We start from the raw sequence: 24,852 nt of genomic DNA on the forward strand, positions 1-24,852 counted from the left end.
CCCTGCAGCGGCGCAGCCGCTGGCCGGAACCACCGTCCGCCGCTACGGTTACCCTTCGGAATACGGAGCCTCGTTATGAAACGCCTCGTCTTGCCTGTCATTCTCGCCGCCGGTCTGGGGCTGTCGGCCTGCGCCAGCCTGGCCCCGTACGGCGCGCAGCAGTCGGCGGGCGGGCAGGGCTATTCCGAGCAACGGATCGAGAGCAATCGCTACCGGGTCACGTACAACGGCGTCGGCGCGCCCGGGCCGGTGGCGGATTATGCCCTGCTGCGCGCGGCCGAACTGACCACGTCGCAGGGCTATGACTGGTTCGAGGTGACCCAGCGCTGGATCGACGGCCGTCCCGACAGCGCGGGCGGGGTGCGCCCCAGCGTCGGCATCGGCTACGGCTCGGGCCGCTCGTCCGGCCGCTACGGCAGCTATTCCTCGTCCGGCGTGGGCGTCGGCGTCGGGCTGAACTTCAGCGGCCCGTCCGCGACCTCGACCTCTCTGGAAGTGGTCATGGGCAACGGCCCTAAGCCGGACCGGCCTGAGGCCTATGATGCGCGCGGCGTGCAGGAGGCGCTGCGACGGTAGGGATCAGGGACGGGGGGCTTCGATCCCTGGATCCCTGATCGCTCGCTGTCAGCGGCCGCCGCGGGTCAGGGCGCGGTATTCAACCAGACGCTCCTTGTCACGGCGGACCTGATCGGCCACGGCGTTGTCGACGTCGAGCGAGGCGTAGCGGACCCAATTCTCGATGCCGAGCTTGTCCTGCACGGCCGAGACAGGCGTCTGCCAGCGGAAATAGGACAGCAGGGACACGACCACGGCGCCGACGAGGGCCAGGGCCTGAAGGCCGCGGAAGGCGATCTCGTGCCCGGGCGGCGGGGCCTGCAACGCGATGAAGGCGGCGCCGACGAGGAAGACCGCAGGCGTCAGAAGCCGGGCCAGCCAGCGCATCCAGTACCGTTCGCGCCGGACGCGCCACAGCTCCATCTGCACGTATTTCTCGAGGTACTCCATGCGGGCGCCCAGCCACATGGTCAGCCGGGTCAGATAGAGGGCGCGCAGGCCCCAGCCCTTGCCGTCCTGCTGGTAGCGGGTCTCGGCCTGATCAGCCATGGCGCGGCCGCTGGTGAACAGGTTCTGCAGCTCGCGGGTGCGCTGAACGATCTCGCGCGACAGCTGGTAGGAGTCGTTCTCCAGCCGGAAGCGATACTGGATGAACAGGATCTGCTGCACGCCCCAATAGGCGCCCAGGGCGACCAGCATGGCGGCGGCGGCGATGCCCGCGCCGGCCAGGTCGGTGCCGGTCCAGCTGCTGAACCAGGTCGGCCCCATCGCCGCCAAGGCCCAGAAGGCGGCGATGGCGAGGGCCTGGGTCATCCGCTTGATCAGCACATGGACGCGCAGGGCGTCGAACACCCGGCGGCCATAGGCGTAGATGTCGGCGCGCAGGTCGGAATCGACCGGGAAGCGCTCCTCGATCTGGCGCGCGAACAGGACGTGGAAGCGGTCCGGCTTTCCCTCGCTTTCCCAGAAGGGGAAGATGTCCAGCGGCTGGTTGAAATACTCGTCGATGTGGGCCGAGACGCGGTCGATCGATTCCGGGTCCTCGGAGAAATACTCGCTGTCCTGGATGGGGTTCAGGATGCCGTCGGGATTGCGCAGCGGTCCGGTGCGGCGCGGCGGCACCGGCGGTGGGGCGCTGCGGTCCGGGCTGTCGGCGGCGCCGGGCGGCGGGGCCGAGTGGGCGCTGTCCAGCCGCTGGTCGTGACCGTGGCCGCCGTGACCGCCGTCGGACGGCGCCGCGTGATGCCCGTCGTCGTGCGCGGCGGCGTGGTTGTGGTCGTCGTGCGACATGGCGCGGCGGTCCCCTGAATCCCTCTGCCCGGGCACTATGGCAGATCACGCCGCCGGGCGGACGACGTTCTCTCACGACGCGAAGCGCCGCCGTTCAGCTATCGCCGTTAACCTTGCCCGGGGGCAAGTGAAGTTTCGGTCAGACGGTCGGCCATTCCGGATTGAGCGACCAGATCAGGGCGGCGCCGGCGGCGACCGAAAGCGGCGCAATCACCCGAACCGCAGCCGCCGGAATGCGCGCCGCCCACCAGGTCGAATAGGCCGAATGCAACCGGCGGGGCAAAAGCATCAGAGCCAGCGCCGACACGATCAGGAAGCCGCCGAAGACGGTCAGGAGAGCCGGGGCGTGCGAGGGCGGCGCGGCGCCGATAAGCGCTGCGCCTATCAGGACGCGGACAGCCATCTCCCCGAAATGCACGGCCGGCGTGCCGCCCATGGCGGCGAGTACGCCCAGCGCCTGCCGCGGCCTGAGGGCCATCCAGACGCCGAGCCCGACGAGCCACAGGCCGGCGATCACGCCGGCGATCTGGAAAAGTCCAGTCATTCTCGGCCTGTTTCAGCCGGAAAGCGACGATTGCCGCAGTCATAGCTGGTGACCGCTGGGCGCGGTTCGCGGAAGGCTGTCTGCTCACCCTCTACATAGTCGATCTGGTTCTGCGTTGACCTGAAAACACATCGGGCTCCAACGCTCGGCAGGGGCTGGCCCATGTAGAGTACATAGTGCTTCGTCAACTGCCCGTCGTCGGCCCGCCCGGTCGCCCAGAAGGTCACGAACAGATAACCGGACCCAAACTCGGGGCTGGGCCCCACCACCTCTATGGTCAAGGTGGTTTCGACCGGAGGCGGGGCTGCGGGCTCCTGCGGCAGGACCAGCGACGCCAGAAGTGCAGCGATGATCATCCGTCAGACCCTCAACAAAGCCCTGAAACCGCTATAGAGCGCGCACCATTGCACGTTTTCCAGTCCGTCACCGTCTTCCGTCTGGTCCGCAGCATTTCCACGGGTCTGCCAGCAGGCGATCCCCGCGAACCATCGTCAGAGACTGAAAATTAGCCCGGGCTCGTGGCGCCCTGCAGAGCCGTCAGTCGACGGAGCCGGTTCGCACTCGAACTCCCAGAAGACTTCCACATCCCTGACCTGATCCATGGAGGGCCCGACGTGCACGGTATGGCCGGCGGTGCTGTGATGCAGAGCGCAGCGCCTTCCGACCTGAGGGACCGGATACCGGGGGCCGCGGAACGTCATGTAATACGGTCTGATCTCGCCCTCGTCTGTCTGCCCCAGAACCCGCGTGGCGGTATGCAGGTGGCCGGAGGGGACCTCCGGGCTCTGTCCCACCTCCACGATTGTCACATCCGCGGACCGAACCTCCGGCGGGATCGGCATGATGAGCTGGACCGCAGCAAAAGGATCGGGCGCGCGCTCGCCGATCGGCGGGCGACATTCGAAGGTCGAAGCGATCAGCGCCGGTTCTCCAGGTGCGAGTGCGGACCCCGTCAGGGGGCGGTCCCCGCGCCACGGACGCTCTATCCCCTCAAAGGTGCAGACATCGCCCAGCCGGATCCTGACGCCGTACTGGCCGGACAAATGCATCGGGACATGGACCGTCGCATGGCTTCCATCCTCTGAACGAACGCCAAGCTGCAGATAGGAGGCGATCATCAGATCGTCGATTTCAGTGACCTGAGCCCTCTCCATCACGGTCACGTCCGACAGGCGGAAAGGGCCCGGAACCGTGGACGACTGGGCCAGCCATGTCGCAATCACCGGGACTGGGGTGCTCATTGGTCTTCCTTCGGTGAGGGCAGGGCCTATAAGCCGCACCATGACACGTTTTCTCATCGTTGCAGCTGGGGGCGCGCTCGGGGCCATGGCCCGTTACGGGCTGGGGCGGCTGCTGCCCGTGAGCGGCGGATGGCCGTGGCCGACGCTGGCGGCGAACATCTTCGGCGGGCTGTTGATGGGCGCCCTGACCGGCTGGCTGGCCTTCAAGGGCGGGACGCACGGCGAGAGCCTCCGCCTGTTCGCCGCCGTCGGCGTGCTTGGCGGCTTCACCACCTTCAGCGCCTTCTCGCTGGAGACGGTCCTGATGGTCGAGCGCCGTCAGTTCGCCATGGCCGGGGGGTATGTCGCGATTTCGGTGGCCGCTTCGGTCATCGCCCTGTTTATCGGCCTGATCCTGGCCCGCCGCGCTTTCGGAGCCGCGATTTGACTGACGACGCCTATAATCCCGCTGACGGCGACCCGGCCGACGCGCCCAAGGATGCCCCCAAGCGCGAGGTTCAGACCATCTATGTGGCCGAGGCCGAGGACGGCATCCGGCTGGATCGCTGGTTCCGCCGCCGCTGGCCGCACCTGTCGAACATCCAGGTGCAGAAGATGGCCCGCAGCGGCCAGATCCGTGTCGACGGCGCCCGCATCAAGCCCGAAGGCCGCCTGACCGCGGGCGCCGCCGTGCGCGTGCCCCCGATCCCGGACGACACCTCGCGGCAGGCGGGTGACGCCCATACCCTGTCCGAGAAGGACATCGCCTTCGCCAAGTCCCTCGTTCTTTACGAGGACGACATGGTCATCGCCCTGAACAAGCCGCACGGTCTGGCCGTGCAGGGCGGCACCAAGACCAGCCGCCACGTCGACCGCCTGCTGGGCGCCTGGGGCGAGGGGATGGAGCGTCCGCGTCTGGTGCACCGCCTCGACCGCGACACCTCGGGCGTGCTGCTGCTCGGCAAGGGACCGGAGGCGGCCAAGCGCCTCGCCGGGGCCTTCGCCCGCCGTCAGGCCAAGAAGACCTACTGGGCCATCGTCATCGGCAACCCCAAGCCGTCGGCGGGCCAGATCGACATGCCGCTGAAGAAGACCGGCATCAACGACTTCGAGATGATGCGCCCGGCCGAGCGCAAGGATCCGCGCGCCGAACCGGCCGAGACGGCCTTCACCACGATCAGCCGCGCCGCCCACCGCGCCGCCTGGATGGCCCTGCGCCCCTTCACCGGCCGGACGCACCAGCTGCGCGCCCACATGGCCGCCATCGGGCACCCGATCCTGGGCGATCCCAAGTACGGCGACGACAAGTCCCGCGAGCTGTCCGGCCCGCTGAAGCTGCAGCTGCACGCGCGCCGCATCGAGCTGGACCACCCCGCGGGCGGCAAGCTGATCGTCGAGGCGCCGCTGAGCCCCGAGATGAAGGCCGGCTTCGCCCACTTCGGCTTCGATCCGCACGAGGCTGACGGCGAGGACCCGTTCGAGGGCGTGAGGCGGCAGCGATGACCCGTCCCCTCGCGGTCTTCGACATTGACGGCACCCTGGTGGACAGCCGGGCCTCCATCCATCGCGCGGCCTGTGACGCCGCACGGGACATGGGGCTGCCCGAGCCGGCGTATGACCGGGTCCGCATGATCGTGGGCCTGAGCCTGCACAAGGCCCTGCATACGCTGGAGCCCCAGTTGACCGATGCCGAGCTGGCCGACTTCGTCGCCGGCTTCCAGCGCAGCTTCCACCGGATGTACGAGGCCGGGCACGAGGAGCCGCTGTACGACGGCGCCATGGATCACCTGCGCCGCCTGCATCGGGACGGCTGGCGGCTGGCGCTGGCGACGGGCCAGAACCGCCGCGGCGTGGCCCGCAACCTGGCCCGTCAGGGCTGGGCCGAGATCTTCCTGTCCTCGCACTGCGCCGAGGACGGTCCGGGCAAGCCCGATCCCGCCATGCTACACGCCGCCATGGCGGCCTGCGGTGCGGACGCGGCCTCGACCGTGATGATCGGCGACACCGCCCACGACGCGACCATGGCCGTCAATGCGGGCGTCCTGCCGCTGGGCGTCGGCTGGGGCTTCCACACGGCCGAGGAGCAGATCGCCGGCGGCGCCCGCCATGTGGCGAAGAGCTTCGGCGAACTGAACGTGGTGCTGGACGGCTTCGCCCGCAGCTACGCCTGATCAGGCGGGACAGGTCCAGGTCGCCTCGAACGACTCGAAGCGGTCGCCGACGCTGACGCCGACCCGCACCGGCCCCCGCACCGTCGACCCGTTGACCCGGGGTGCGGCCCGATCCGGGGCGGGCATCACGTGAACCCGCACCGTGTCGCCGGTCCAGTGGCCGCCGCCGATCCCGGCGTCAGGGCCGCTGAGGGCGACCGTGCGCCCCTCGATGCGGACCGCCGCCGTCTGGCCCACGGCCGCCATCAAGGCGCCGTCGCCCGCGTCCAGCACGCAGCCGCCTGTCGCCGCGGCGGTCAGCGGCTGCATCAGCGTCGGGCGGGCGAACGGCGCCGGCCTGGGCGGCGGGTTCTGGGCGCCCGCCAGCGTCAGGGCGATCAGGGACACGATCTGGATCATGGCAGGGCTCCTGCCCCCTGTGTCGCCCGACCGGCGCGGCTGGGCAAGGCGCCGGGACCTGACTATATGCGCGCCATGTCCCACATCCCCCCTCTCGATCCCAACGTCGCCGCCAGGAAGGGCTTTCGCGAGTCCGAGGAGCGGCTGAAGCGCTTCTGGAAGACGGTCGATGTGTCGGAAGGCGAGGGCGGCTGGACCGTCCTGCTGGACGGCCGCGCGCCCAAAACCCCGGCCCATGCCAGGCTGACCCTGCCGACCGAGGCGGCCGCTCGTCTGGTCGCCGACGAGTGGGCGGCGCAGGGCGAGTTCATCGAGCCCGCCACCATGCCCGCGACCCGTCTGGCCTCGACCGCCATCGACCGGGTCAGCCAGGTGCGCGAGGCGGTGGCCGATGAGGTCGCCGCCTACGCCGGGTCCGACCTGCTCTGCTATCCCGCCGAGGCACCGGGCTCGCTGGTCGAGCAGCAGGCGCGCGAATGGGGGCCGTGGCGCGACTGGGCGCGCGAATTGGGCGTGCCACTGGAGCTGGCCGAAGGCATCACCCACAAGGCGCAGGATCCCGCCGCCGTCGCCCGTGTGCGCGAACTGGCGCTGGAACTGGACGACTTCGCCCTGACCGGTCTCGCCGCCGTTGTGCCCCTGCTGGGCTCGGCGGTGCTGGGCCTGGCGGTCCAGCGCGGCGCCCTGTCGGGTGAACTGGCCTTCGACCTGTCCCGCCTCGACGAGGCCTTCCAGGAGAGCCGCTGGGGCGTGGACGAGGAAAACGCCCAGCGCACCGCCGCCCGCCGCGCAGAGGCCCTGCTGTTCGACCGGTGGTTCCGGGCGCTGTCCTGACCGACCTGTGCGCCGTCTGCCTCCGGGGCGACACGGATCAGGTTCCGGCAGTGGCCGTGAGGGTCGAACGGGGCCAGGGTCCGGGCGAAGGAGGTTTCCATGATCGCACGCCTGACCACGGCCCTGGCCTTCATCCTTGTTCTTGCCGTCGGCGACCCCGCGGTCGCGCAGACCCGATGCGGGACGCCCTTCCACTGGAGTGATCCGTCGGGCTCGGTGAGCGTGTGGTCGGACGCCGATCTGGTCCGCATCACCCTGACCCGCGCTGAAGCCGGGGACGAAGAGGCTTCGGCCTCCGCCGCCCGACTGATTCTGGACGCGCCGGCGACCGCGTTGACCGACGGCTTCCGTGACGCCGGAATGTCCGTCGCGCCGCCCGCGGTTCCGGCCGGGGCAGGGCGGGCGATCACCCGGGTCCGCTTCGGGACCATTCCGCCGGCGCGGGGGCGGGCGCATCGGGCCGAAATCCTCACACGCGGGGACGGGCCGGACCTCTATCAGGCCTGGGTCGACTACCGGCGGGGAAGCCCGGACGGCCCGGCCGGGGTCCGGCGATTCCGCGAGGCGGGTTCGATCACCGTGGTGCTGCTCGACCTTTCGGGTTCCGAGGTCCGGACCGCCTCACAGGTCCGGTTCGACTGGGCGGGTGTCGAGCCGCTGATCGCCCGCGCCCGCGCCCAGCTGGCCGCGTGTCCGGCGGGGTGACCCGGGGCCGCTGCGGGCGGGCGTGACCGAAGGACGCCCTCGCTCCCACCGGCGTCGGGAGGGTGGCGACGTATCGGTCTGTGTTTTCAGTCATAATCGCGGCATGATCCGACGCCGATGCTGTGTGGATTGGGGCTCAGGGGGACGCCGTTGTTCAGATCATTGAGAGGCTGCCTCCTGCTCGCGGGCGCGCTCGGCGCGTTGTCGGCCCCCGGCGTCGCCGGCGCCTGCTCCCCGACGCAATACCGCGACAGCGGGCGTTATGTCGGTGGTGATCTGGCGACCCAGGTCGCGGCCAGGGCGGACATGATCCAGATCGTGACCGTCGCAGCCCGGCACACGGTCACCCGGACCTTCTCTCGCGGCGAATTTTACCTGCAGTTCGGGGACATGGAGTTGCCGGACGGTTATCCGGAGTACATCGACTTCTTCGCTTTCGAACTGCGTCCTGTTGAAACGCTGAAGGGCGCCGAACCCGTCGATCTTCTCTTCTTCGAACACAGCCTGCGCATCGGGGGATATGACCGGGCGGAGTTTCCGGGCCGCAGCCGCGAGGACGACAGCGAGGGCCGGGCTTTCAACAGCGTTCCGGAATGGCTGTTCGACCGGCCCGGCCAAAACGGTTTTGCTTTTCATGGCGCGTCCGAGGACAGCGGTCTGGGGGGAGGGCCATGCAACCCACCCTATGCTCTGGAAGTCGGTCAGATGCTTGTGGCGCTCCGGATGTCGGACGGGCGTCTCTATCCCGCCGACGGCGCCTTCCCGCTCGGGATCGATGTCGAGTTCCGTAACGGACAGAACCAGCGCAGCCGGTTCCAGATCAACATGCAGTCTCTTGTGCCGATCTCGGGGCCCGATGATCCTTTTGTCGTGCGCCTGAAAGCGGCGCTGGCCGCCCGATAGGCCGCGGATCACACGCCTGAAAAACCTCCTCTTCCTCTGCTCCCGCAACCGTCTGCGCTCGCCCACCGCCGAGCAGGTGTTTGCGCGCCATCCCGGCGTCGAGACCGCCTCCGCCGGGCTGGCGCCGGATGCGGAGGAGGAGTGCTCGGTTGAGCTGGTCGAGTGGGCGGACATCATCTTCGTCATGGAGAAGGCGCACCGGTCGAAGCTGCAGCGCCGCTTCGGCAAACACCTGAAGCGCGCCCGGGTGATCTGCCTCGACATCCCTGACGACTACGCCTTCATGCAGCCCGAGCTGGTGGCGTTGCTGGAGCGAAAGGTGGGGCCGTACCTGCGCTGAACCGGCGTCTGGCGGGCGCGCCGACCCGTCTGTTTCCACGGCCAAGCTTGAACCGCGGCGCGTCGGACCCTAGGTTCAGTTCATCCTGAAATCCGGACGCATCGACGCCCGCGCCCCGTGCGCGGGTGGCGCTATTCCATTTCGCGGACGGCTTCCAGGGCTCTGAAACCCCTGAAGGAGACGTCTTGTACGCCCAACGCAAAGCCCCGTACGCCCCCCGCACCCAATCCGGCCGTGGCGGTTATCGCCAGGCCCCGATCCGCGCCCGGGTCGGTCTCGCCATGCGGCGTGGACTGAATTTCGGCGCCCTGCCGGACGCTGAGTCCGTTCTGCGCGCTCACGGCCTGTCGCTGGCCCCGATGTCGGTCGGCGACGCCGGGCTGAACCTCGGCGGCGCCAGCATCCTGCCGACCGCCCAGGCCTCCGATATCGACAACGGCGCCTTGAAGGCCCTGGTCGTGCCGGCCGGCGCGCCGGACGCTGATGCGGCCGCAGCGCTGGAGGATGTGATCACGCGCGCCCACGCCAAGGGGGCGCCGGTCTTCGCCTTCGGCGACGGCGTGCCGACCGCCCTGCGCGCCCTCGGTCATGCGCCGGCCGCCTTCCATGACGCCGCAGCGGTGGTGGTCGCGGGCGACCAGGTCCAGACCCTGACCGACGCCCAGGCGCTGGCCGCCGCGGCCAGCCGGGTCAGCTGACCGAATGTCTCCGGGGGGCGGGCGCGTCGGCCCGTCCCTCGAAGGCGGCGATGATGGGGCAGGGGCCGTCGTGGTCTGCTCCGCAGGCGTCCGCCAGTCGCTGCAGCGCCCCTCGCGCCGCCTCCAGTTCCGCGATCTTCGCATCCAGTTCGGCCAGTCGGTCGCGCGCCAGCGTCTGTGCGCGTTCCCGATCCTGACCGGCGTCCAGCGCCAGCAACTCCCCGATCTGCTCCAGCGTGAAGCCCGCCGCCTGGGCCGACCGGATGAAGCGCAGACGCCGGATGTCCGACGGCCCGTAGCGCCGCACGCCCCCGGCGCCGGAAGGCGTCTCCAGCAGGCCGCGCCGCTGGTAGTAGCGAACAGTCTCAATCCCCACGCCGCCGGCGCGGGCGAGGCCGCTGATCGTCATATCGCCCATGGCTTGACTCCGTACCGTGGTACGGACCCCAGATAGGGCGCGGGCCGTTATCGGCAAGCTGGAGATCCTGATGTCAGACCCCCGAAAGACTGCTGTCCTTTATCGCATGGTCATGCCTGACCATGTCTGTCCCTATGGGCGAAAGGCGCTCTGGCTGCTGAAGCGCAAGGGCTATGTGGTCGAGGACCGTCACCTGACGACCCGCGCCGAGACCGACGCCTTCAAGGCCGGGCATGACGTGAAGACCACGCCCCAGACCTTCATCGACGGCGTGCGGATCGGCGGCTATGATGACCTGCGTCGCTTCTTCGGCCAGAAGGTCCCGGAGGCCGGCGCGACGAGCTACGTCCCCGTGCTGGCCGTCTTCGCCGTGGCCCTGCTTCTGGCCGCGGTGATGGTCTGGTGGATGGACGGGCCGGTCCTGGTCAATCTGCCGCCCGCCTTCATCTCCATCGCCATGTGTCTGCTGGCCATGCTGAAGCTGCAGGATGTCGAGAAATTCTCGACCATGTTTCTGAACTACGACCTGCTGGCGCAGAAATGGCCGCCCTACGGCTATGTGTATCCCTTCGCCGAGCTGGGCGCCGGGGTGCTGATGCTGGCCGGGGTGCTGACCTGGCTGTCGGCGCCGGTGGCCCTGATCATCGGCGGGATCGGCGCGGTGTCGGTGTTCAAGGCCGTCTATGTCGACCGGCGCCATCTGAAATGCGCCTGCGTCGGGGGATCTTCCAATGTCCCGCTGGGCTTCGTGTCCCTGACCGAGAACCTGATGATGATCGCCATGGCGGTCTGGATGCTGGCGATGATGCCGCATCAGGCGTGACCCCGAGGCGGGAATCACGGCATCCAGAATGCACGTATGGCGAGAAATTTCTATTTCTCGCTCCCGAACGGGAGGACGTCATGTGGATGCGGGGTCTGGAGGGGGCGGTCCGGGTGCGTTGTCCGGAGTGCTTCGAGGCCGACTGGCGGACCCGGGTCGAGCTCGACAGCGGGCGGGCCTTCATCTGCTATATGTGCCTGTGTCGCAGCGCCGAGCCGCTTCCGGCGCGCGGCCTGAAGGAGGGATGCGTGACCCGGCTGCAGTCCGTCGGGCGGCGGGTCGGGGGGCTGTTCCGCCGTCGGGACCGTGAGGACGGGGCGGTGGTCTGAGTTCAGGCCTCGAGCAGGCGGCGCAGGCCGCCGCGCATCCGGTCCGCCTCGCCCGCATCCAGTTCCGCCTCGAGTTGTTGATGGGTCGCGATCCAGATCGGCGTAGCCCGGGCCAGAAGGTCCCGGCCGGCGGACGTCAGGGCGACGCGCCGCCCGCGGCGATCCGCGGCGTCCACCGTGGCGATCACGGCCCCCGAGCGCTCCAGCGGCTTGAGATTGGCGGTCACCGTCGAGCGATCCATGCCCAGGGTCGCGGCCACCTGGCTGATGGTGGGCGGCGACGGACGGTTCAGGCTGTTGAGAAGGGAGAACTGTCCGCTGGTCAGGCCGAGCGGGCGGAAGACCTCGTCGAACCGCCGCGACAGGGCCCGCGCCGCCTGCTGGGCGTGCAGGCAGAGACAGTGATCCCGGATGTGCAGGGTGGTCGCGTAGGGCTCGGGCAGGTTTGACATGCGCTCAAATAAGTTGATATCAACTCAAACGTCAAGAAATGACCGGCCCCAGAGCCCGATACGAGGAACCGCGCCATGATCGAGGTCACCGCCTTCAAATGGGTGCCGCCTTTCGCCCAGGGTTCGGTGCGCGACATTCGCGTACGCTGGGCGCTGGAGGAGGCGGGGCTGGGCTACGACGACCGGCTCATCGGGCTGGAGGACCGGACGACCGCCGCCTATCGGGCGGTGCAGCCGTTCGGACAGGTGCCGGCCTATCGTGACGATACGGTCGAGATGTTCGAAAGCGGCGCCATCGTCCTGTGGATCGCCCAGGGCTCGGACCAGCTGATGCCCGCTGATCCTGCAGGGCGGGCGATGGTCATGACCTGGCTGTTCGCGGCCATGAACAGCATCGAGCCCTTCGTCGCCGAGCTGGCGACCATCGACCTGTTCAACGCGGAAAAGGACTGGGCGAAGGCGCGCCGACCGGAGGTCGAGGCCGCCGTCCGCAAGCGGCTGGCCGACCTGCAGGCCGCGCTGGGACCGCGCCGCTGGTTCGCCAATGATCGCTTCAGCGCCGCCGACATCCTGATGACCCATGTCCTGCGCGACCTGCGCCACACCGACATCCTGACCGACTTCCCCGCCCTGGCGGACTATGTCGCCCGATGTCAGACGCGGCCGGCGTTCCGCCGCGCGCTGGAGGATCAGATGACCCCGTTCCGGACGGAAGAGGCGAAGAATCCGGCCCTCACCGGCGGGACCGCCTGAGATGGCCCGCCTCGTCTTCGGCATGAACCAGTCGCTGGACGGCTATGTCGACCACGACGCCTTCGCGCCTGACGCCGTCCTGTTCCGCCACTTCATCGATCAGGTGCGCGGGCAGGCGGGAAGTCTGTATGGCCGCCGCCTCTACGAGATCATGGCCTACTGGGATGAGGACCATCCCGAATGGACGGCGGACGAGCGGGCGTTCGCCCAAGCCTGGCGCGCGCACCGCAAATGGGTGGTGTCGACGTCGCTGACGTCGGTGGGCCCCAACGCGACCCTGATCTCCGGCGACGTCGAGGCGGCGGTCCGCAAGCTCAAGGCCGAGGTCGAGGGCGAGATCGAGGTCGGCGGCCCCCGGCTGGCGAAAAGCCTGGGCGAGATGGGCCTGATCGACGCCTACCGGATCTATCTCCACCCCTATGTCACCGGCGGCGGGACGCCCTATTTCGCCGGGCCCCGCCCGCCGCTCCGACTGGAGAGCCATGAACGGATCGGCGAGCAGGCGATCCTGCTGACCTATCTGCCGGCCTAGGCGCCGATGAGGGCGTCCCGCTCCGCCGCCGACAGGGCGCGCCACTTGCCTTCGGGGAGGTCGCCCAGATGCAGGGGGCCGATGCGGATGCGGTGCAGGTCGATGACGCGCAGCTCGACCAGATCGCACATGCGGCGGATCTGACGGTTGCGGCCTTCCTTCAGGATGAAGCGCAGCAACTGGGGCTCGACCACGGTGACCCGGGCGGGCTTCAGCTTGCGCCCGTCAAGCTCCAGCCCGTGCCGGAGCCGGGTCAGCTTCGCCTCGGTCACCTGACCGCGCACCCGGACCAGATATTCCTTGTCGAGATCGGACTCCGGCCCGATCACCGCCTTGGCCACCACCCCGTCGGACGACAGCAGCAGCAGGCCGCGGGAGTCCTCGTCCAGCCGCCCGATGGGGGGCAGGGAGGCGCGGCCGGGCGGCTCGGCGTCGCCGATGCGGTTGGCGATGGTCATCAGCCGCACCGCCGGAATCTTGCCCGGCTCGGGCTGGCCCGAGACATAGCCGACCGGCTTGTGCAGAATCAGGGTCTGGCCCTGCGCCAGTTCGGCGGTGGCGCCGTCGCTCAGTGTCAGGGTCTGGCCGGGCTCCAGCTTGCGCCCGGCGTCCTTCACCACCTCGCCGTCGATGGACACCAGTCCGTCGGCGATCAGGGCGTCGGCTTCGCGCCGCGAGCAGACCCCCGACTGGCCCAGCCATTTGTTGATCCGGACGGGCTCGGCGCCATCATAGGTCTTCGTCCACGCCATCTCAGATCGCCCGGTACAGGAGCATGATGTTGTTCGCCGGCATCTCCACCCGCCGGGTGAGGGCCAGGCCGGCCGTCTTCCCCTCGGCCGTGACCGCCTCCCGGTCGCGCACGCCCCAGTCGGGATTGCGGCGCTGCAGGCTGAGGTCGAAGTCGGCGTTGGACGGGGCCAGATCGATCTCCGCCTCGCGATAGGGGCCGTACAGGGCCAGCAAGCCGCCGGGGCGCACCAGCGACCGGCCCGCCAGCCGCATCAGACCTTCCGTCGCCGCCCACGGGCTGATGTGGATCATATTGATGCAGACCATCGCCTCGAAGACGCCGGTCGGCCAGCCGGCCTCGTCCAGCATGTCCAGCGCCATGGGCGGGTTCAGGTTCGGCAGCTTCGCCTGTCCGGCCCAGGCGGCCATGCTGGCCCGCGCCTCGGCGGACGGATCGCTGGGGGTCCAGTCCAGACCGGGCAGGGCTCCGGCGAAGGCGACGGCGTGCTGGCCGCTGCCGCCCGCGATCTCCAGCACCCGGCCGCGCGCGGGCAGATGCGCCTTCAGCACCTCCAGGATCGGTCCGGCGTTGCGGACCGAGGCGGCGGAGTTCAGCCCGCCTTCGGGAGTCGCGGTCAGGGCGTCCATCGTCTGCATGGCCGCCGGATACCCCGGCGCGGCGTCCTTCGCGACCGGAAAGTGCGGCGCGCGTGGCCGGCGATGCACGCTGCAGGCACAAAGTTGCACCGGTTGACGACGCTCGGGGTTCGGTGTCATTCCGGCTGAAACACTGCGTGATCAACACGCACAGGGAGCGGTCACGGGGGCGCGAAGACCTCCGGACCGGACGGTTCAGGAGACCACCATGCCCCACTCGATCCCCGGCCTTCTGCCGGCCCCGACCCGTCATGCCGGGCTCATCGCCTGGGTTCAGGAGATTGCGGCCCTGACCAGGCCCGCCCGGGTTCACTGGTGCGATGGCTCGGAGGCCGAAAAGGCTGCGATCGTCGCCGACCTGATCGGCAAGGGCACGCTGAAGGCGCTGGATCCGGTCAAGCGCCCGGGCAGCTACTACGCCGCCTCGGACCCCAAGGATGTCGCCCGGGTCGAGAGCCGCACCTTCATCTGTTCGGCGGATCAGGCCGACGCCGGTCCGACCAACAACTGGGCCGATCCGGTCGAGATGCGCGCCCGGATGGAGGGCCTGTTCGACGGCTGCATGGCCGGTCGGACGATGTACGTCGTGCCTTTCTCGATGGGGCCGCTGGGCTCGAAGATCAGCGCCCTGGGCGTCGAGATCACCGACAGCGGCTACGTCGCCGTCTCCATGGGGATCATGACCCGCATGGGTCAGCCGGCGCTGGACGTGCTGGGCGAGGACGGCGTCTTCGTGCCCGCCGTGCACACCCTCGGCGCGCCGCTGGCGGAGGGGCAGGCGGACGTGCCCTGGCCCTGCAATGATGACAAGTGGATCGTCCACTATCCCGAGACCCGCGAGATCTGGTCCTACGGCTCGGGCTACGGCGGCAACGCCCTGCTCGGGAAGAAATGCTACGCCCTGCGCATCGCCTCGGTCATGGCCCGCGATGAGGGCTGGCTGGCCGAGCACATGCTGATCCTCAAGCTGACCGGTCCGGAAGGGCGGGCGAAATACGTCGCCGCCGCCTTCCCCTCGGCCTGCGGCAAGACCAACCTGGCCATGCTTCAGCCGGCCATCCCGGGCTGGACCGCCGAGACAGTCGGTGACGACATCGCCTGGATGCGCTTCGGGGACGACGGTCGTCTGTATGCCGTGAACCCGGAGGCGGGCTTCTTCGGCGTGGCCCCGGGCACCAGCCGCAACACCAACCAGAACGCGCTGGCGACCCTGGCGAAGAACACCGTCTTCACCAACACCGGCCTGACCGATGACGGGGACGTCTGGTGGGAAGGTCTGTCGAAGGACGCGCCGGAAGGCCTGACCAACTGGAAGGGCGCGGCCCACGACCCGGCCTCGGGCGAACCCGCCGCCCACCCGAACGCCCGCTTCGCCGCCCCGGCGCATCAGTGCCCGACCATCGCGCCCGAGTGGGAAGATCCGAAGGGCGTGCCGATCGACGCCATCCTGTTCGGCGGTCGCCGCGCCAGCGCCGTGCCGCTGGTCACCGAGGCCTTCGACTGGGAGCACGGGGTTTTCATGGGCTCGACCGTCGCCTCGGAAGGCACCGCCGCGGCCGAAAACAAGGTCGGCGAACTGCGCCGCGACCCGTTCGCGATGCTGCCCTTCTGCGGCTACAACATGGGCGACTACTTCGCCCACTGGCTGTCGATGGGCGGCCGGACGGAGGCGTCGAAGCTGCCGCGCCTCTACTTCGTCAACTGGTTCCGCAAGAACGAGGACGGCAAGTTCATCTGGCCGGGCTTCGGCGACAACGCCCGTGTGCTGAAGTGGATCGCCGAGCGTCTGGACGGCAGGGCCGCGGCCGTGGACACCCCGGTCGGCCGCGTGCCGTCGGCCGAGGCGCTGGACCTGTCGGATCTGGACCTGTCGGACGCCGACCTGTCGACCCTGCTGGACGTGGACGCCGAGGTCTGGGCCGAGGAAGCGGCCCTGATTCCCGCCTTCTATGAGACGTTCGGCGATCGTCTGCCCCGCGCCCTTTGGGACCAGCACGCGGCCCTGACCGCCCGCATCGACGCCCGCCGCGCCGCGGCGATCGCGGCGGAGTAGCCATCCGGGGCGCGGTCACCGCTCAAGCCGCGACTGACCGCGGCGCGAGTGTCGGCGCCCCTTGCAAAAGCGGCGCGGCGGGTCGATGTGACCCGCCGTGTCTTCTTCCCCGAGAGTAATCGTCATCGGCGCGGGGGTGCTGGGTCTGTCCAGCGCCGCTGAACTGGCCGCGCGCGGCCATGCGGTGACTGTACTCGATCCGGGCGGCCCCAACGCCTCCTCGGCGGCGGCGGGCATGATCGCCCCGGCCATGGAAAGCCTGATCGACGGCCTGTCGGCGGAGCATGCGGCGCTGTTGAAGCGCGGTCGCGATCTGTGGCCGGCCTTCGCCGGCCGGCACGGCCTGGCCCTGCATCTGGACGGCGCCGAGTGGCGCGGTTCGGACCCTGACGCCGCCGTCGCGACCCTGCATCGGCTGGGCTTCGCCGCCGGGCGGGCGGGCGAGGGCCTGTTCACGCCGGACGACTGGCGCATCGAGGCGCAGGGCGCGCTGGCCGCGCTTTCGAGCCGTCCCGGGGTGACCCGGGTCGAGGCGACCGTCACGCGCCTGTCCCGCGCCGACGGTCTGTGGACCGCGACCGCCGCGGACGAACGACACTGGACCGCCCCGACGGTGGTGCTGGCCACCGGTGCGGCGTCGGCCCTGCCGGGACTGCCGGACGTCGCGGCGCTGCTGGTGAACTCAATCGAGCCGATCCGGGGGCAACTGACCCCGATCGTCTGCGCCACGCCGGACCGGGTTCTGCGCGGCCCGGGCGGCTATGCGACGCCGACGACGGACGGCGCCCTGTGCGGGGCGACCATGCAGTCCGGCGACCGCAGCACCGATCCGGATATGGAGATCGCGGCGAAACAGGTGGCCAACGGCGTCGCCCTGATCGGCGCCGCGGCCCAGCCCGGACCGCCTCGCGTGGGGATCCGCGGCGCCTCGCCGGACGGTCTGCCGATGGCGGGGCCGTCCGGCGCGCCCGGCCTGCATCTGGCCCTGGCCCCCCGTCGCAACGGCTGGCTGCTGGGCCCGATGGTCGGCCGGGTCGTCGCCGACGGGATCGAGGGTCGCGCGCCTCTTGCGGACGCCGCGGCCCTCTCGCCCCTCCGGTTCGCCTGATCAGTCAGCCGGCGGCACGAACCGCAGGTTGATGGCGACCCGGGACCCTTCCGCCGCGCCGTCGACGGTGCGGGGGTTGATCCGGAAGTGACGCGACAGCTGCTGGGCGGCGCGACCGAAGCCGTTTCCGGCCGGCGTCTCTCCCGTCACCTCGCAGGCCGAGACCCGGCCGTTGGCCTCGACCATGCAGTTCAGCGTCGCGGTCCCCGCCAGACCGCGGCGCAGGGCGCTGTCCGGATAGGCCCGCATCATCTGGTCGGCGTTCGGCTGGCTGATCCAGCTGGGGTTACGGATGACCCGCACGGCGGGCGGCTGGACCACGGTCTCCCGGGCCGGCGGCGCGATGTCCACAGATTCGGGGGCGGTATGGGAGATCGAGATGCTGGGCCCGGTGGCGACCTCGGCGGTGTCGTTGGTCGCGGCCGACAGCGTCTCGACGGAGGAGGGCGGCGCCCGCTCCGGACGGTGGATCACCGTATTCGGGGCGACGGGCTCGGGCTTGGCCTCGACCGGCTCCAGCGGCGGGGGAGGGGCCAGGTCCATGAAGATGCCGTCCGTCGGCGGTTCGCTGTGCGGGATCGGCTGGGGCATTTCAAAGCGCTGATAATACAACGCTATGCCGACGCCGACGTGGGCCATGGCGACGATGCCGATGGCGATCCAGCTGGCCCGGGACAGCCGCCGGGGCTGGCGTTCATGAAAGTCGATGGGGCTCACCAGTCCGGGGCCGCCTGCGGTTCTGATCATCATGGTCTTCATCCCTGTCTCGCTGTCCCCACAGCACTCCCGGTTGAAAATGGAGCGCTGCCGTTGGGGCGGGTTTGCGGCGAGGTTCGGGCAGGAATGGGCGCTTCGCCGAACGTGGCTTTCCGGTCACGTTAAGGGCTCGTTAACCAGAGTTCGCCAGCGTTAACGATTATGACCATCAGGGCGATTCCATCGTCAGGCGGGGTTGAGGCGGCCATTCGGCGTGCGTCCAGCGCGACCGGGGTGGACGCCGACTTCCTCGTGCGCACCGCGCGGCGGGAAAGCGCGATGAACCCGTCCGCGCGGGCGCCGACCTCTTCGGCGGCGGGCCTGTTCCAGTTCATCGAGCAGACCTGGCTGGCGACGGTGAAACAGCACGGCGCCAAGCACGGCTACGGTCAGTACGCCGACCTGATCTACCGCGGCTCTGACGGGCGCTGGCGGGTCGAGGGCTCGGCCCGCAACGTGGTGCTCGACCTGCGCTTCGACCCCCAGGCCGCCTCCACCATGGCGGCGGAGCTGACCGCGTCCAACGCTGCCTATCTGCGAGGGCGGACGGGGCGGGAGCCGGGCGCCGGCGACCTGTACGCCGCCCATTTCCTGGGGCCGGCCGGCGCCGCTCAGCTGATGGAGGCGATGGATCGCCGTCCGGGCTCCAGCGCGGCGGCTCTCTTCCCGGAGGCGGCGGCGGCCAACCGTTCGATCTTTTACCGCGACGGCCGTCCCGCGACCGTGGCCGAGGTCCACGCCAATCTGCAGCGCTCGGCCGGGGACGGCGCGCCCGCGGCCGGGGCGGGCGAGGGCGGTACGGTCACGCCGCCGCTTTCGGAACGCGACCAGATGCTTGCGGCCCGGCTGGACCGGCTGAAGCAGGACCAGAGCCTGCTGGCCCTGCTGCTGGGGCAGGACGGCGAGGGCAAGGGCGGCGGCTTCGGCGGGGCGTTCGGCCCGGGAGAGCGGACGGAGATCTAGTGGCGATGTCCGGGCCGAATCCACCCATGGTGAACTGCCCGTTAACGATGGTCGGACGATCCTGTCCCGAAGCCAGACCTTGAGCGTCCCATGACCGCCTATCGCGCCCGACTGACCGAGATCGACATCCGCCGCCTGATCCAGTCGACCGACGAGGACGAGCGCGCCGCGGCCGCCCACAAGCTGTGCCGCAATATGGACAAGGCCGAACTGGACGACGAGGACCGCGCGGCCGCGCAGAAGATCCTGCGCCTGCTGGCCAATGACGCCGCCGAACTGGTCCGCCGGGCCATGGCCGTCACCCTGAAGGCGTCCGATCTGATCCCGCGCGACGTGGCGCGCCGCCTGGCCGCCGATGTGGACAGCGTGGCCCTGCCGCTGATCAATTTCTCGCCGGCCTTTTCGGACGAGGACCTGATCGAGATCGTCCGGGCCGGGTCGGCCGTTCGCCAGACCGCCGTCGCCGCCCGCCCGCGCGTCAGCCGCGACGTGGCGGAGGTGGTGGCCGAGGTCGGTGGTGAGACCGCCGTGCGGACCCTCGCCGCCAACGACAACGCAGACATCAGCGAGCTTGCGCTGGGCCGCTGCGTGGACCGGTTCGGCGACGCGCCCGAGATCGTGGCCGCCCTGGCCTACCGGCAGGTCCTGCCGTTGTCAGTCAGCGAACGGCTGGTCGAACTCGCCTCGGACGCCGTCCGCGAGCACCTGGTCACCCGCCACGCCGTGGCGCCCGAGACCGCGATCCGGCTGGCGTCCTTCGCGCGCGAGCGGGCCACTGTCGACCTGGTCGACCAGGCGTCCAGCCACGCCGACCTGCCGGCCTTCGTCGCCAGCCTCAACGCCCGTCGCGCCCTCACCGGCTCGTTGCTGCTGCGCGCGCTCGCGCGGGGGCAGATGGCGCTGTTCGAGCACGGTCTGGCGGAATTGGCGGGGGCGCCGCACCAGCGCGCCTGGCTGATGATCCACGACGCGGGGCCGCTGGGCCTGAAGGCGATCTATGACCGGGCGGGCCTTCCGCCGCGCCTGTTCCAGGCCTTCCGCGCGGGGGTCGACACCTGGCGCACCCTGCAGGCCGAGGGCGTGGACACCACTGGCGACGCCTTCCGCCAGCAGATGCTCGAGCGCTTCCTGACCCAGCGCCCGAACGCGCCGCGCGAGGATCTGGCCTATCTGATGGAGCGGCTGGATCAGGCTCCGGCGCCTGTGCGCGGCGCCGCCAGCGCGGCCGCCTGACAGCAAAACGCCCGCCGGAAGGCGGGCGTCTGCACTCTCATCAGGCTGAAGGCGATCAGCGGAAGTGGTCGGCCACCCGCGCTTCCAGCGTTTCGGCCAGGATCCGGCCGGTGGGGTGATCGTCGGTCTGGATCTGGTCGCGGACCACGGCCTTGATCGCATCGATATGGGCGTCGATCAGCACCAGGGGTGCGGCGATTCGCTTGGCCGGATCGTCCATCATCTTGCACAGCGAGGCCGCCAGACGGGTGACCAGCGGGTACTGGTAGGTCGTACCGAGGCCCTTCAGGTCGTGAGCGCGGAAATAGAGGCTTTCAGCCGTCTGGGCGTTGTAGCCCTGGGCGCGGATGTCCGACTGGGCCTTGTCCAGCTTGACGATCTCGTCCTGCAGCCACTGGCCGAATTGGGCCGACATCGCCTTCAGCGCTTCTTCCGCCTTGGCGATGGCGTTGGCGTCAATGCCGCCGAACCCGCCGCCCACCTTCATGCGCAGCGTGTTGGGCGGACGAATGACCTGGGCCGAGTTGCTCAAGGCGCGCTCCCGATAACTGAGTAGCGATCAGGATGGCGGAACGACCTTAAGAAGCCGTGCACGCTGGGGTGTAGCGGCTCAGGAGGCGAATTGCTCGGCCAGAACCCGCTCCTCGAACGACCGTCCGGCGTCGAACAGCATGGTCAGGGCGATGTCCCGGCGTTCACGCACCTCGACCTTCACCACTCGACGGACCTCGAAATTGTCGGCGGTGGCGCTGACCGGTCGCTTGTCGGCCTCGAGGATCTCGAAACAGACCCGGGCCTGATGCGGAAGCAGGGCCCCGCGCCACCGGCGGGGGCGGAAGGCGCTGATCGGAGTCAGGGCGAGGACCCGGGAATCCAGGGGAATGATCGGGCCGTGCGCCGAGAGGTTGTAGGCGGTCGATCCCGCCGCCGTGGCCACCAGACATCCGTCGCAGGCCAGTTCCTCCAGCCGGACCCGGTCGTCGACGCTGATGCGCAGCTTGGCGCTCTGGCGGGTCTGGCGCAGCAGGGAGACCTCGTTGATGGCCAGGCCGCTGTGGACCTGTCCGCTCTCGGTCCAGGCGTCCATCTGCAAGGGGTGAATGACGGCGCGGCCGGCGTCGGACAGCCGCTCCAGCAGGCCGTCCTCCTCATAGTCGTTCATCAGGAAGCCGACCGACCCCCGGTTCATGCCGAACACCGGCACGCGCCGGTCCATCACGGTGTGCAGGGTCTCCAGCATGAAGCCGTCCCCGCCCAGGGCGATGATGACCTCGGCCTGGTCCTCGGGCGTCGCGCCGTAGCGGGCGATCAGCCGATCACGCGCCTCCTGCGCCTCGGGACGGTCCGAGGCGACGAAGGCGAGGCGGGGAGCGGGTGCGGGCGGCGGAGTCACTGTGACACGCAAGCCGAGCCGAACGGTGAAGTCAAACGGCGATGCGTTGTTCGGGCGTCTCGGGCGGAATCAGGGCGCGGAAGGCGCGGGCGGCGGACGCCGCCGAGATCGCGCCGCGCTGCCAGACCGCATTGCCCTGGTCGCCGGGCAGGCCGCGGTTCAGCTTGCGCAGTTCGATCAGCAGGGTGGGGAAGACGGCCCGATCAATGCCGATGGCCGCGCAGGCGTAGTACATCGGCTCCGGCGAGGCCGCGCGCAGGGCCTCGCGGACCTGATGGACCGTAAAGCCGCCGAGCGCCGCCAGGCTGTGCACCACCAGCGACAGCCGCCGCTCGCGCGCCGCCCGGATCAGCAGGGCAGGCTTAAGCTGGCCGGCGGCCTGAAGCTTGGCGACCAGCCGGCGTTCCATCTCCTCGCGCTCGGGCGTGTCGACGGGGATGACCTCGTGGGCGTCCTTGCGGATCACGCAGTCGACCGCATCGTAGACGGCGGCGTCGAACTTGCGGGCGTCGACCTGGAAGCGTGTGACGATCGATTCCCGAAGGGCGGCGCCGACCCACTGGTACATCTGTTCGGCCAGCGCCTGGTCCAGGCCCGGGTGACGCGACAGCGGGCCGCGCAGGGCGGCGACGCGGCGGGAATGCTCGACGAGGCGGCGGAAGCCTTCGCCGCTGATCTGGGCGGTGCGATTGGTCGCCAGGGCCGCGAGGACGGCCGGAACGGCCTGTTCGATGACGGCGTCGGCGACGCGGCCGCTGAGGCCCGGGCGGCGGGCCACGGCGATCTGGTGATCCAGCGAGGCCTGGATCAGGACCTGAAGCAGGTCGTCGTCCCGCAGCACCGGACTCGAGGCCAGCAGCGGGGCCGCGATCTCGATCTCGTCCAGGGCCAGGACATTGACCAGCGCCGGCGGCGCCCATTCAGCGTGCGCCAGACGGGTGGCGAGCACCTTGCGGATCTCGCGTTCGGCCTGACGGGCCAGCGACAGGAAAATCTCGCCCAGGATCGGCGACAGCTCTCCGTCGGGCGGGCTGGCGTCGCACAGGGCCATGACGCCGAGCAGCAGGCGCTGGCGGGCGTCAGGGCTGCTGTTTCGGGCCAGCGCCAGAAGATCCTCGGCGCGCGGCGTGCGGTCCGGTTCCCGAGACGGGTTGAGCTGGACGAGGACGGTCACAAACCTCTCCGGAAAGCCGTTATGGTTTCAGGGCGATTTACCGTAGCGCTGGCAAACTAAAGACGCGGTTAACGGAACCTGAATCTTGACGCAGCTCAACGTGCGCGCGAGCGTGCGCGGGCCCACGAGAGGCGACAACAAGTACAGGCGAGGATACGGCCATGGCGGACGGCGCGATCACATCGATCCGATCGAAGGTTTCGGAAGCGGAATGGAAGGTCCGCGTCGAGCTGGCGGCGCTCTATCGTCTCGTCGCCCTGCACGGGTGGGACGACATGATCTTCACCCATATCTCGGCCCGGGTTCCGGGACCCGAGCACCACTTCCTGATCAATCCCTACGGCTGGTATTTCGAGGAGATCACCGCCTCGAGCCTGGTGAAGGTCGATCTGGACGGCAATATCGTCCAGGAGACCGAGCATTTTATCAATCCGGCCGGCTTCACCATCCATTCGGCGATCCACGGCGCCCGCGAGGACGCCCATTTCGTCATCCATCTGCACACGGTGGCCGGTGTCGGCGTGGCCGCGCAGAAGGAGGGGCTGCTGCCGATCGGCCAGAACGCCTGCCTGCTTCAGCACCAGGTCGCCTACCACGGCTATGAAGGCCTGGCCCTGAACCATGACGAGCGCGAGCGCCTGATCGCCGATCTGGGCGACAAACCGCTGATGTTGCTGCGCAATCACGGCACGCTCGCCACCGGCCAGACCGCCGCCCAGGCGTGGATCGGCATGTTCTTCCTCGAGCGGGCCTGCGCCCAGCAGGTGGCGGCCCTGTCCGGTGGCCGCGAGCACGTCCTGTTCGCCCCTGACGCGGCCCAGGCCGAGACGAAGGAGCAGGGCAAGGGGATTGGTTTCGTATCGGCCCTCGCCTGGCCGGGCGCGTTGCGTTTGCTCGACAGGAAATCACCCGGTTACGACGTGTGACCCGGGGCGGGGGGCTGCTGCTGACGCTGGCGGCCCTCGCGGTCGCCGCCCCGGTCGTCGCCGGCCCCTGGACCCTGCCCAAGGGCGACGGGCAGGTCATTGTCAAATACGAGGACATGCGCGCGGGCGAGGGGTTTGATCCCAACGGGGTGTCCATGCCCCTGCCGGCCGAGCGGCGGGAGACCTTCGTCTCGGTCTTCGCCGAATACGGCCTGTCGCAGCGCTGGACCCTGCGCTTCAAGGGCGACTGGCAGTCGGGACAGGACGCCTTCGTCGACTACGAGGGAACCGGCCCTCTCGAGATCGGCGTGAACTGGCAGGCCTGGCGCGATCCGAACACCGCCCTGTCGCTCTACGCCGGGGTCGCCCATGGCGGCGAGGGGCGAAACGCCGGCTATGCGGCCCCCGGCGCGGGCAGCCGCGATTTCGAGGTCCGCGCGGCTTTCGGCCGGTCCTACGGCAAGCTGAAATGGCTGAACTATTCGGCCGATGCCGGTTTCGTGACGCTGGAGGTCGCGCGCCGGATGCGCAGCGGCCTGCCGGACGAAACCCGGGTCGAGGCCACGCTGGGGGCGCATTTCGGATCCGACTGGACCACCCTGACCCAGATGTATGGCGGCCAGGCCGACAACGACGGACCGCGCTGGCTGCTGATGGAAAGCTCCGTGGTGCGCCACTTCGGAAACTGGAGCGCCCAGCTCGGCTGGCGCACGACCCTGTCGGGACGGGAGGCGCCGGATTCCTCGGGTCTCGTGGTCGGCCTCTGGCGGCGCTTCTGAGACCCGCAAAAGGTCACTGTCTTCCGCGACGGAAATCGAAACCGCACCCGTTACATGAACTTTAGTTGCGTCGACGGCGGGAGCCGCTAAGTCGGCTCGTCCCTGGATTCGG

The 24,852-nt window shown here is 69.7% G+C and carries 32 protein-coding genes; 19 read left to right on the forward strand and 13 right to left on the reverse strand.

Features of this window, described 5'->3' with window-relative positions:
* Positions 1–75: 75 nt before the first annotated feature.
* Entirely contained in the window at positions 76–576 is a 501-nt protein-coding gene (locus ACLQ7T_RS03615; RefSeq protein ID WP_420478177.1) for a CC0125/CC1285 family lipoprotein, read from the forward strand.
* Between the two features lie 48 nt (positions 577–624).
* Here the strand turns inward: ACLQ7T_RS03615 and ACLQ7T_RS03620 are convergent, their stop codons facing one another.
* The 4 genes from ACLQ7T_RS03620 to ACLQ7T_RS03635 form a co-directional block, all read right to left on the reverse strand.
* Positions 625–1,845 (reverse strand): hypothetical protein, encoded by a 1,221-nt coding sequence (locus ACLQ7T_RS03620; RefSeq protein WP_420478178.1) that lies wholly within the window; start codon positions 1,843–1,845, stop codon positions 625–627.
* Between the two features lie 139 nt (positions 1,846–1,984).
* The gene (locus ACLQ7T_RS03625) at positions 1,985–2,389 is read right to left on the reverse strand and encodes a hypothetical protein (RefSeq protein ID WP_420478180.1); all 405 of its coding nucleotides are present in this window, start codon (positions 2,387–2,389) and stop codon (positions 1,985–1,987) included.
* Positions 2,386–2,745 (reverse strand): hypothetical protein, encoded by a 360-nt coding sequence (locus tag ACLQ7T_RS03630; protein WP_420478181.1) that lies wholly within the window; start codon positions 2,743–2,745, stop codon positions 2,386–2,388. Before ACLQ7T_RS03630 ends, ACLQ7T_RS03625 begins: the two co-directional genes overlap by 4 nt.
* A gap of 135 nt (positions 2,746–2,880) precedes the next feature.
* On the reverse strand, positions 2,881–3,630 hold the full coding sequence (locus ACLQ7T_RS03635; protein WP_420478182.1) for a hypothetical protein: 750 nt from the start codon (positions 3,628–3,630) through the stop codon (positions 2,881–2,883).
* Between the two features lie 40 nt (positions 3,631–3,670).
* On the opposite strand from ACLQ7T_RS03635, the gene ACLQ7T_RS03640 reads away from it, so the two are divergent.
* From ACLQ7T_RS03640 to ACLQ7T_RS03650, 3 genes are all read left to right on the forward strand, one after another.
* Positions 3,671–4,057, forward strand: a complete 387-nt coding sequence (locus tag ACLQ7T_RS03640) for a CrcB family protein (protein WP_420478183.1) — start codon at positions 3,671–3,673, stop codon at positions 4,055–4,057.
* A 77-nt stretch (positions 4,058–4,134) separates the two neighbouring features.
* Positions 4,135–5,112 (forward strand): RluA family pseudouridine synthase, encoded by a 978-nt coding sequence (locus tag ACLQ7T_RS03645; RefSeq protein ID WP_376863964.1) that lies wholly within the window; start codon positions 4,135–4,137, stop codon positions 5,110–5,112.
* Positions 5,109–5,780 carry an HAD-IA family hydrolase gene (locus tag ACLQ7T_RS03650; protein WP_420478184.1) on the forward strand — a complete coding sequence of 224 codons (672 nt, stop codon included), beginning with the start codon at positions 5,109–5,111 and terminating at the stop codon, positions 5,778–5,780. The genes ACLQ7T_RS03645 and ACLQ7T_RS03650 overlap by 4 nt, the downstream gene beginning before the upstream one ends.
* Here the strand turns inward: ACLQ7T_RS03650 and ACLQ7T_RS03655 are convergent, their stop codons facing one another.
* Entirely contained in the window at positions 5,781–6,179 is a 399-nt protein-coding gene (locus tag ACLQ7T_RS03655; protein WP_420478185.1) for a hypothetical protein, read from the reverse strand.
* Positions 6,180–6,254: 75 nt separating this feature from the next.
* Between ACLQ7T_RS03655 and ACLQ7T_RS03660 the strand changes: the two genes are divergently transcribed.
* From ACLQ7T_RS03660 to ACLQ7T_RS03680, 5 genes are all read left to right on the forward strand, one after another.
* Positions 6,255–7,013 (forward strand): ATP12 family chaperone protein, encoded by a 759-nt coding sequence (locus tag ACLQ7T_RS03660; protein WP_420478186.1) that lies wholly within the window; start codon positions 6,255–6,257, stop codon positions 7,011–7,013.
* Positions 7,014–7,112: 99 nt separating this feature from the next.
* A complete protein-coding gene (locus ACLQ7T_RS03665; protein ID WP_420478187.1) occupies positions 7,113–7,718 on the forward strand; it encodes a hypothetical protein in 606 nt (201 codons plus the stop codon).
* A gap of 150 nt (positions 7,719–7,868) precedes the next feature.
* Positions 7,869–8,621, forward strand: coding sequence for a hypothetical protein (locus ACLQ7T_RS03670; RefSeq protein ID WP_420478188.1), 753 nt, complete (start codon positions 7,869–7,871; stop codon positions 8,619–8,621).
* 76 nt (positions 8,622–8,697) lie between these two features.
* Positions 8,698–8,961: a low molecular weight protein tyrosine phosphatase family protein gene (locus ACLQ7T_RS03675; RefSeq protein ID WP_420478189.1), complete on the forward strand. Its 264-nt coding sequence runs from the start codon at positions 8,698–8,700 to the stop codon at positions 8,959–8,961.
* A 185-nt stretch (positions 8,962–9,146) separates the two neighbouring features.
* Positions 9,147–9,659 (forward strand): hypothetical protein, encoded by a 513-nt coding sequence (locus ACLQ7T_RS03680; protein WP_420478190.1) that lies wholly within the window; start codon positions 9,147–9,149, stop codon positions 9,657–9,659.
* Here the strand turns inward: ACLQ7T_RS03680 and ACLQ7T_RS03685 are convergent.
* Positions 9,652–10,077, reverse strand: coding sequence for a MerR family transcriptional regulator (locus ACLQ7T_RS03685; protein WP_420478191.1), 426 nt, complete (start codon positions 10,075–10,077; stop codon positions 9,652–9,654). The two genes, ACLQ7T_RS03680 and ACLQ7T_RS03685, sit on opposite strands and share 8 nt — an antisense overlap.
* 70 nt (positions 10,078–10,147) lie before the next feature.
* On the opposite strand from ACLQ7T_RS03685, the gene ACLQ7T_RS03690 reads away from it, so the two are divergent.
* Positions 10,148–10,900, forward strand: a complete 753-nt coding sequence (locus ACLQ7T_RS03690; RefSeq protein ID WP_420478192.1) for a MauE/DoxX family redox-associated membrane protein — start codon at positions 10,148–10,150, stop codon at positions 10,898–10,900.
* A gap of 80 nt (positions 10,901–10,980) precedes the next feature.
* Positions 10,981–11,229 carry a hypothetical protein gene (locus ACLQ7T_RS03695; protein ID WP_420471744.1) on the forward strand — a complete coding sequence of 83 codons (249 nt, stop codon included), beginning with the start codon at positions 10,981–10,983 and terminating at the stop codon, positions 11,227–11,229.
* Positions 11,230–11,231: 2 nt separating this feature from the next.
* Here the strand turns inward: ACLQ7T_RS03695 and ACLQ7T_RS03700 are convergent, their stop codons facing one another.
* The gene (locus ACLQ7T_RS03700) at positions 11,232–11,681 is read right to left on the reverse strand and encodes a MarR family winged helix-turn-helix transcriptional regulator (protein ID WP_420478193.1); all 450 of its coding nucleotides are present in this window, start codon (positions 11,679–11,681) and stop codon (positions 11,232–11,234) included.
* Between the two features lie 75 nt (positions 11,682–11,756).
* On the opposite strand from ACLQ7T_RS03700, the gene ACLQ7T_RS03705 reads away from it, so the two are divergent.
* Both ACLQ7T_RS03705 and ACLQ7T_RS03710 read left to right on the forward strand, forming a co-directional pair.
* Positions 11,757–12,434 carry a glutathione S-transferase family protein gene (locus ACLQ7T_RS03705; RefSeq protein ID WP_420478194.1) on the forward strand — a complete coding sequence of 226 codons (678 nt, stop codon included), beginning with the start codon at positions 11,757–11,759 and terminating at the stop codon, positions 12,432–12,434.
* Between the two features lies 1 nt (position 12,435).
* Complete coding sequence (locus tag ACLQ7T_RS03710) at positions 12,436–12,966, forward strand: dihydrofolate reductase family protein (RefSeq protein WP_420478195.1); 531 nt, start codon at positions 12,436–12,438, stop codon at positions 12,964–12,966.
* On the opposite strand, the gene ACLQ7T_RS03715 is transcribed toward ACLQ7T_RS03710, so the two are convergent.
* Together ACLQ7T_RS03715 and ACLQ7T_RS03720 are read right to left on the reverse strand one after the other, a co-directional pair.
* Positions 12,963–13,718 (reverse strand): pseudouridine synthase, encoded by a 756-nt coding sequence (locus ACLQ7T_RS03715; protein ID WP_420478196.1) that lies wholly within the window; start codon positions 13,716–13,718, stop codon positions 12,963–12,965. The genes ACLQ7T_RS03710 and ACLQ7T_RS03715 overlap by 4 nt on opposite strands.
* Position 13,719: 1 nt before the next feature.
* The gene (locus tag ACLQ7T_RS03720) at positions 13,720–14,355 is read right to left on the reverse strand and encodes a DUF938 domain-containing protein (RefSeq protein WP_420478197.1); all 636 of its coding nucleotides are present in this window, start codon (positions 14,353–14,355) and stop codon (positions 13,720–13,722) included.
* Positions 14,356–14,563: 208 nt separating this feature from the next.
* Between ACLQ7T_RS03720 and ACLQ7T_RS03725 the strand changes: the two genes are divergently transcribed.
* Both ACLQ7T_RS03725 and ACLQ7T_RS03730 read left to right on the forward strand, forming a co-directional pair.
* Complete coding sequence (locus ACLQ7T_RS03725; protein ID WP_420478198.1) at positions 14,564–16,408, forward strand: phosphoenolpyruvate carboxykinase (GTP); 1,845 nt, start codon at positions 14,564–14,566, stop codon at positions 16,406–16,408.
* A 97-nt stretch (positions 16,409–16,505) separates the two neighbouring features.
* Positions 16,506–17,516: an NAD(P)/FAD-dependent oxidoreductase gene (locus tag ACLQ7T_RS03730; protein ID WP_420478199.1), complete on the forward strand. Its 1,011-nt coding sequence runs from the start codon at positions 16,506–16,508 to the stop codon at positions 17,514–17,516.
* Here ACLQ7T_RS03730 and ACLQ7T_RS03735 read toward each other — a convergent pair whose 3' ends face one another.
* A complete protein-coding gene (locus ACLQ7T_RS03735; protein ID WP_420478200.1) occupies positions 17,517–18,263 on the reverse strand; it encodes a TonB family protein in 747 nt (248 codons plus the stop codon).
* A gap of 171 nt (positions 18,264–18,434) precedes the next feature.
* Between ACLQ7T_RS03735 and ACLQ7T_RS03740 the strand changes: the two genes are divergently transcribed.
* Together ACLQ7T_RS03740 and spbR are read left to right on the forward strand one after the other, a co-directional pair.
* Positions 18,435–19,235 carry a transglycosylase SLT domain-containing protein gene (locus ACLQ7T_RS03740; protein ID WP_420478201.1) on the forward strand — a complete coding sequence of 267 codons (801 nt, stop codon included), beginning with the start codon at positions 18,435–18,437 and terminating at the stop codon, positions 19,233–19,235.
* Positions 19,236–19,325: 90 nt separating this feature from the next.
* Entirely contained in the window at positions 19,326–20,468 is a 1,143-nt protein-coding gene (spbR, locus tag ACLQ7T_RS03745) for a SpbR family protein (RefSeq protein ID WP_420478202.1), read from the forward strand.
* A gap of 55 nt (positions 20,469–20,523) precedes the next feature.
* Here spbR and ACLQ7T_RS03750 read toward each other — a convergent pair whose 3' ends face one another.
* The 3 genes from ACLQ7T_RS03750 to ACLQ7T_RS03760 form a co-directional block, all read right to left on the reverse strand.
* Positions 20,524–21,000: an Hpt domain-containing protein gene (locus ACLQ7T_RS03750; protein ID WP_420478203.1), complete on the reverse strand. Its 477-nt coding sequence runs from the start codon at positions 20,998–21,000 to the stop codon at positions 20,524–20,526.
* A 78-nt stretch (positions 21,001–21,078) separates the two neighbouring features.
* A complete protein-coding gene (locus ACLQ7T_RS03755; RefSeq protein ID WP_420478204.1) occupies positions 21,079–21,861 on the reverse strand; it encodes an NAD kinase in 783 nt (260 codons plus the stop codon).
* A gap of 31 nt (positions 21,862–21,892) precedes the next feature.
* Positions 21,893–23,035: a DUF2336 domain-containing protein gene (locus tag ACLQ7T_RS03760; protein ID WP_420478205.1), complete on the reverse strand. Its 1,143-nt coding sequence runs from the start codon at positions 23,033–23,035 to the stop codon at positions 21,893–21,895.
* 161 nt (positions 23,036–23,196) lie between these two features.
* Between ACLQ7T_RS03760 and ACLQ7T_RS03765 the strand changes: the two genes are divergently transcribed.
* Complete coding sequence (locus ACLQ7T_RS03765; protein WP_420471730.1) at positions 23,197–23,961, forward strand: class II aldolase/adducin family protein; 765 nt, start codon at positions 23,197–23,199, stop codon at positions 23,959–23,961.
* Entirely contained in the window at positions 23,958–24,740 is a 783-nt protein-coding gene (locus ACLQ7T_RS03770) for a hypothetical protein (protein WP_420478206.1), read from the forward strand. Before ACLQ7T_RS03765 ends, ACLQ7T_RS03770 begins: the two co-directional genes overlap by 4 nt.
* The last annotated feature ends 112 nt before the right edge of the window (positions 24,741–24,852 follow it).

The organism is Brevundimonas sediminis (genome assembly GCF_048799765.1).
Taxonomy (GTDB): domain Bacteria; phylum Pseudomonadota; class Alphaproteobacteria; order Caulobacterales; family Caulobacteraceae; genus Brevundimonas.

Coding starts and splice junctions, on each gene's coding strand:
- ACLQ7T_RS03615 (WP_420478177.1), top strand. CDS start 76: ATGAAACGCCTCGTCTTGCCTGTCATTCTCGCCGCCGGTCTGGGGCTG.
- ACLQ7T_RS03620 (WP_420478178.1), bottom strand. CDS start 1,845: ATGTCGCACGACGACCACAACCACGCCGCCGCGCACGACGACGGGCAT.
- ACLQ7T_RS03625 (WP_420478180.1), bottom strand. CDS start 2,389: ATGACTGGACTTTTCCAGATCGCCGGCGTGATCGCCGGCCTGTGGCTC.
- ACLQ7T_RS03630 (WP_420478181.1), bottom strand. CDS start 2,745: ATGATCATCGCTGCACTTCTGGCGTCGCTGGTCCTGCCGCAGGAGCCC.
- ACLQ7T_RS03635 (WP_420478182.1), bottom strand. CDS start 3,630: ATGAGCACCCCAGTCCCGGTGATTGCGACATGGCTGGCCCAGTCGTCC.
- ACLQ7T_RS03640 (WP_420478183.1), top strand. CDS start 3,671: ATGACACGTTTTCTCATCGTTGCAGCTGGGGGCGCGCTCGGGGCCATG.
- ACLQ7T_RS03650 (WP_420478184.1), top strand. CDS start 5,109: ATGACCCGTCCCCTCGCGGTCTTCGACATTGACGGCACCCTGGTGGAC.
- ACLQ7T_RS03655 (WP_420478185.1), bottom strand. CDS start 6,179: ATGATCCAGATCGTGTCCCTGATCGCCCTGACGCTGGCGGGCGCCCAG.
- ACLQ7T_RS03660 (WP_420478186.1), top strand. CDS start 6,255: ATGTCCCACATCCCCCCTCTCGATCCCAACGTCGCCGCCAGGAAGGGC.
- ACLQ7T_RS03665 (WP_420478187.1), top strand. CDS start 7,113: ATGATCGCACGCCTGACCACGGCCCTGGCCTTCATCCTTGTTCTTGCC.
- ACLQ7T_RS03685 (WP_420478191.1), bottom strand. CDS start 10,077: ATGGGCGATATGACGATCAGCGGCCTCGCCCGCGCCGGCGGCGTGGGG.
- ACLQ7T_RS03690 (WP_420478192.1), top strand. CDS start 10,148: ATGTCAGACCCCCGAAAGACTGCTGTCCTTTATCGCATGGTCATGCCT.
- ACLQ7T_RS03695 (WP_420471744.1), top strand. CDS start 10,981: ATGTGGATGCGGGGTCTGGAGGGGGCGGTCCGGGTGCGTTGTCCGGAG.
- ACLQ7T_RS03700 (WP_420478193.1), bottom strand. CDS start 11,681: ATGTCAAACCTGCCCGAGCCCTACGCGACCACCCTGCACATCCGGGAT.
- ACLQ7T_RS03705 (WP_420478194.1), top strand. CDS start 11,757: ATGATCGAGGTCACCGCCTTCAAATGGGTGCCGCCTTTCGCCCAGGGT.
- ACLQ7T_RS03710 (WP_420478195.1), top strand. CDS start 12,436: ATGGCCCGCCTCGTCTTCGGCATGAACCAGTCGCTGGACGGCTATGTC.
- ACLQ7T_RS03715 (WP_420478196.1), bottom strand. CDS start 13,718: ATGGCGTGGACGAAGACCTATGATGGCGCCGAGCCCGTCCGGATCAAC.
- ACLQ7T_RS03720 (WP_420478197.1), bottom strand. CDS start 14,355: ATGCAGACGATGGACGCCCTGACCGCGACTCCCGAAGGCGGGCTGAAC.
- ACLQ7T_RS03725 (WP_420478198.1), top strand. CDS start 14,564: ATGCCCCACTCGATCCCCGGCCTTCTGCCGGCCCCGACCCGTCATGCC.
- ACLQ7T_RS03735 (WP_420478200.1), bottom strand. CDS start 18,263: ATGATCAGAACCGCAGGCGGCCCCGGACTGGTGAGCCCCATCGACTTT.
- ACLQ7T_RS03740 (WP_420478201.1), top strand. CDS start 18,435: ATGACCATCAGGGCGATTCCATCGTCAGGCGGGGTTGAGGCGGCCATT.
- spbR (WP_420478202.1), top strand. CDS start 19,326: ATGACCGCCTATCGCGCCCGACTGACCGAGATCGACATCCGCCGCCTG.
- ACLQ7T_RS03765 (WP_420471730.1), top strand. CDS start 23,197: ATGGCGGACGGCGCGATCACATCGATCCGATCGAAGGTTTCGGAAGCG.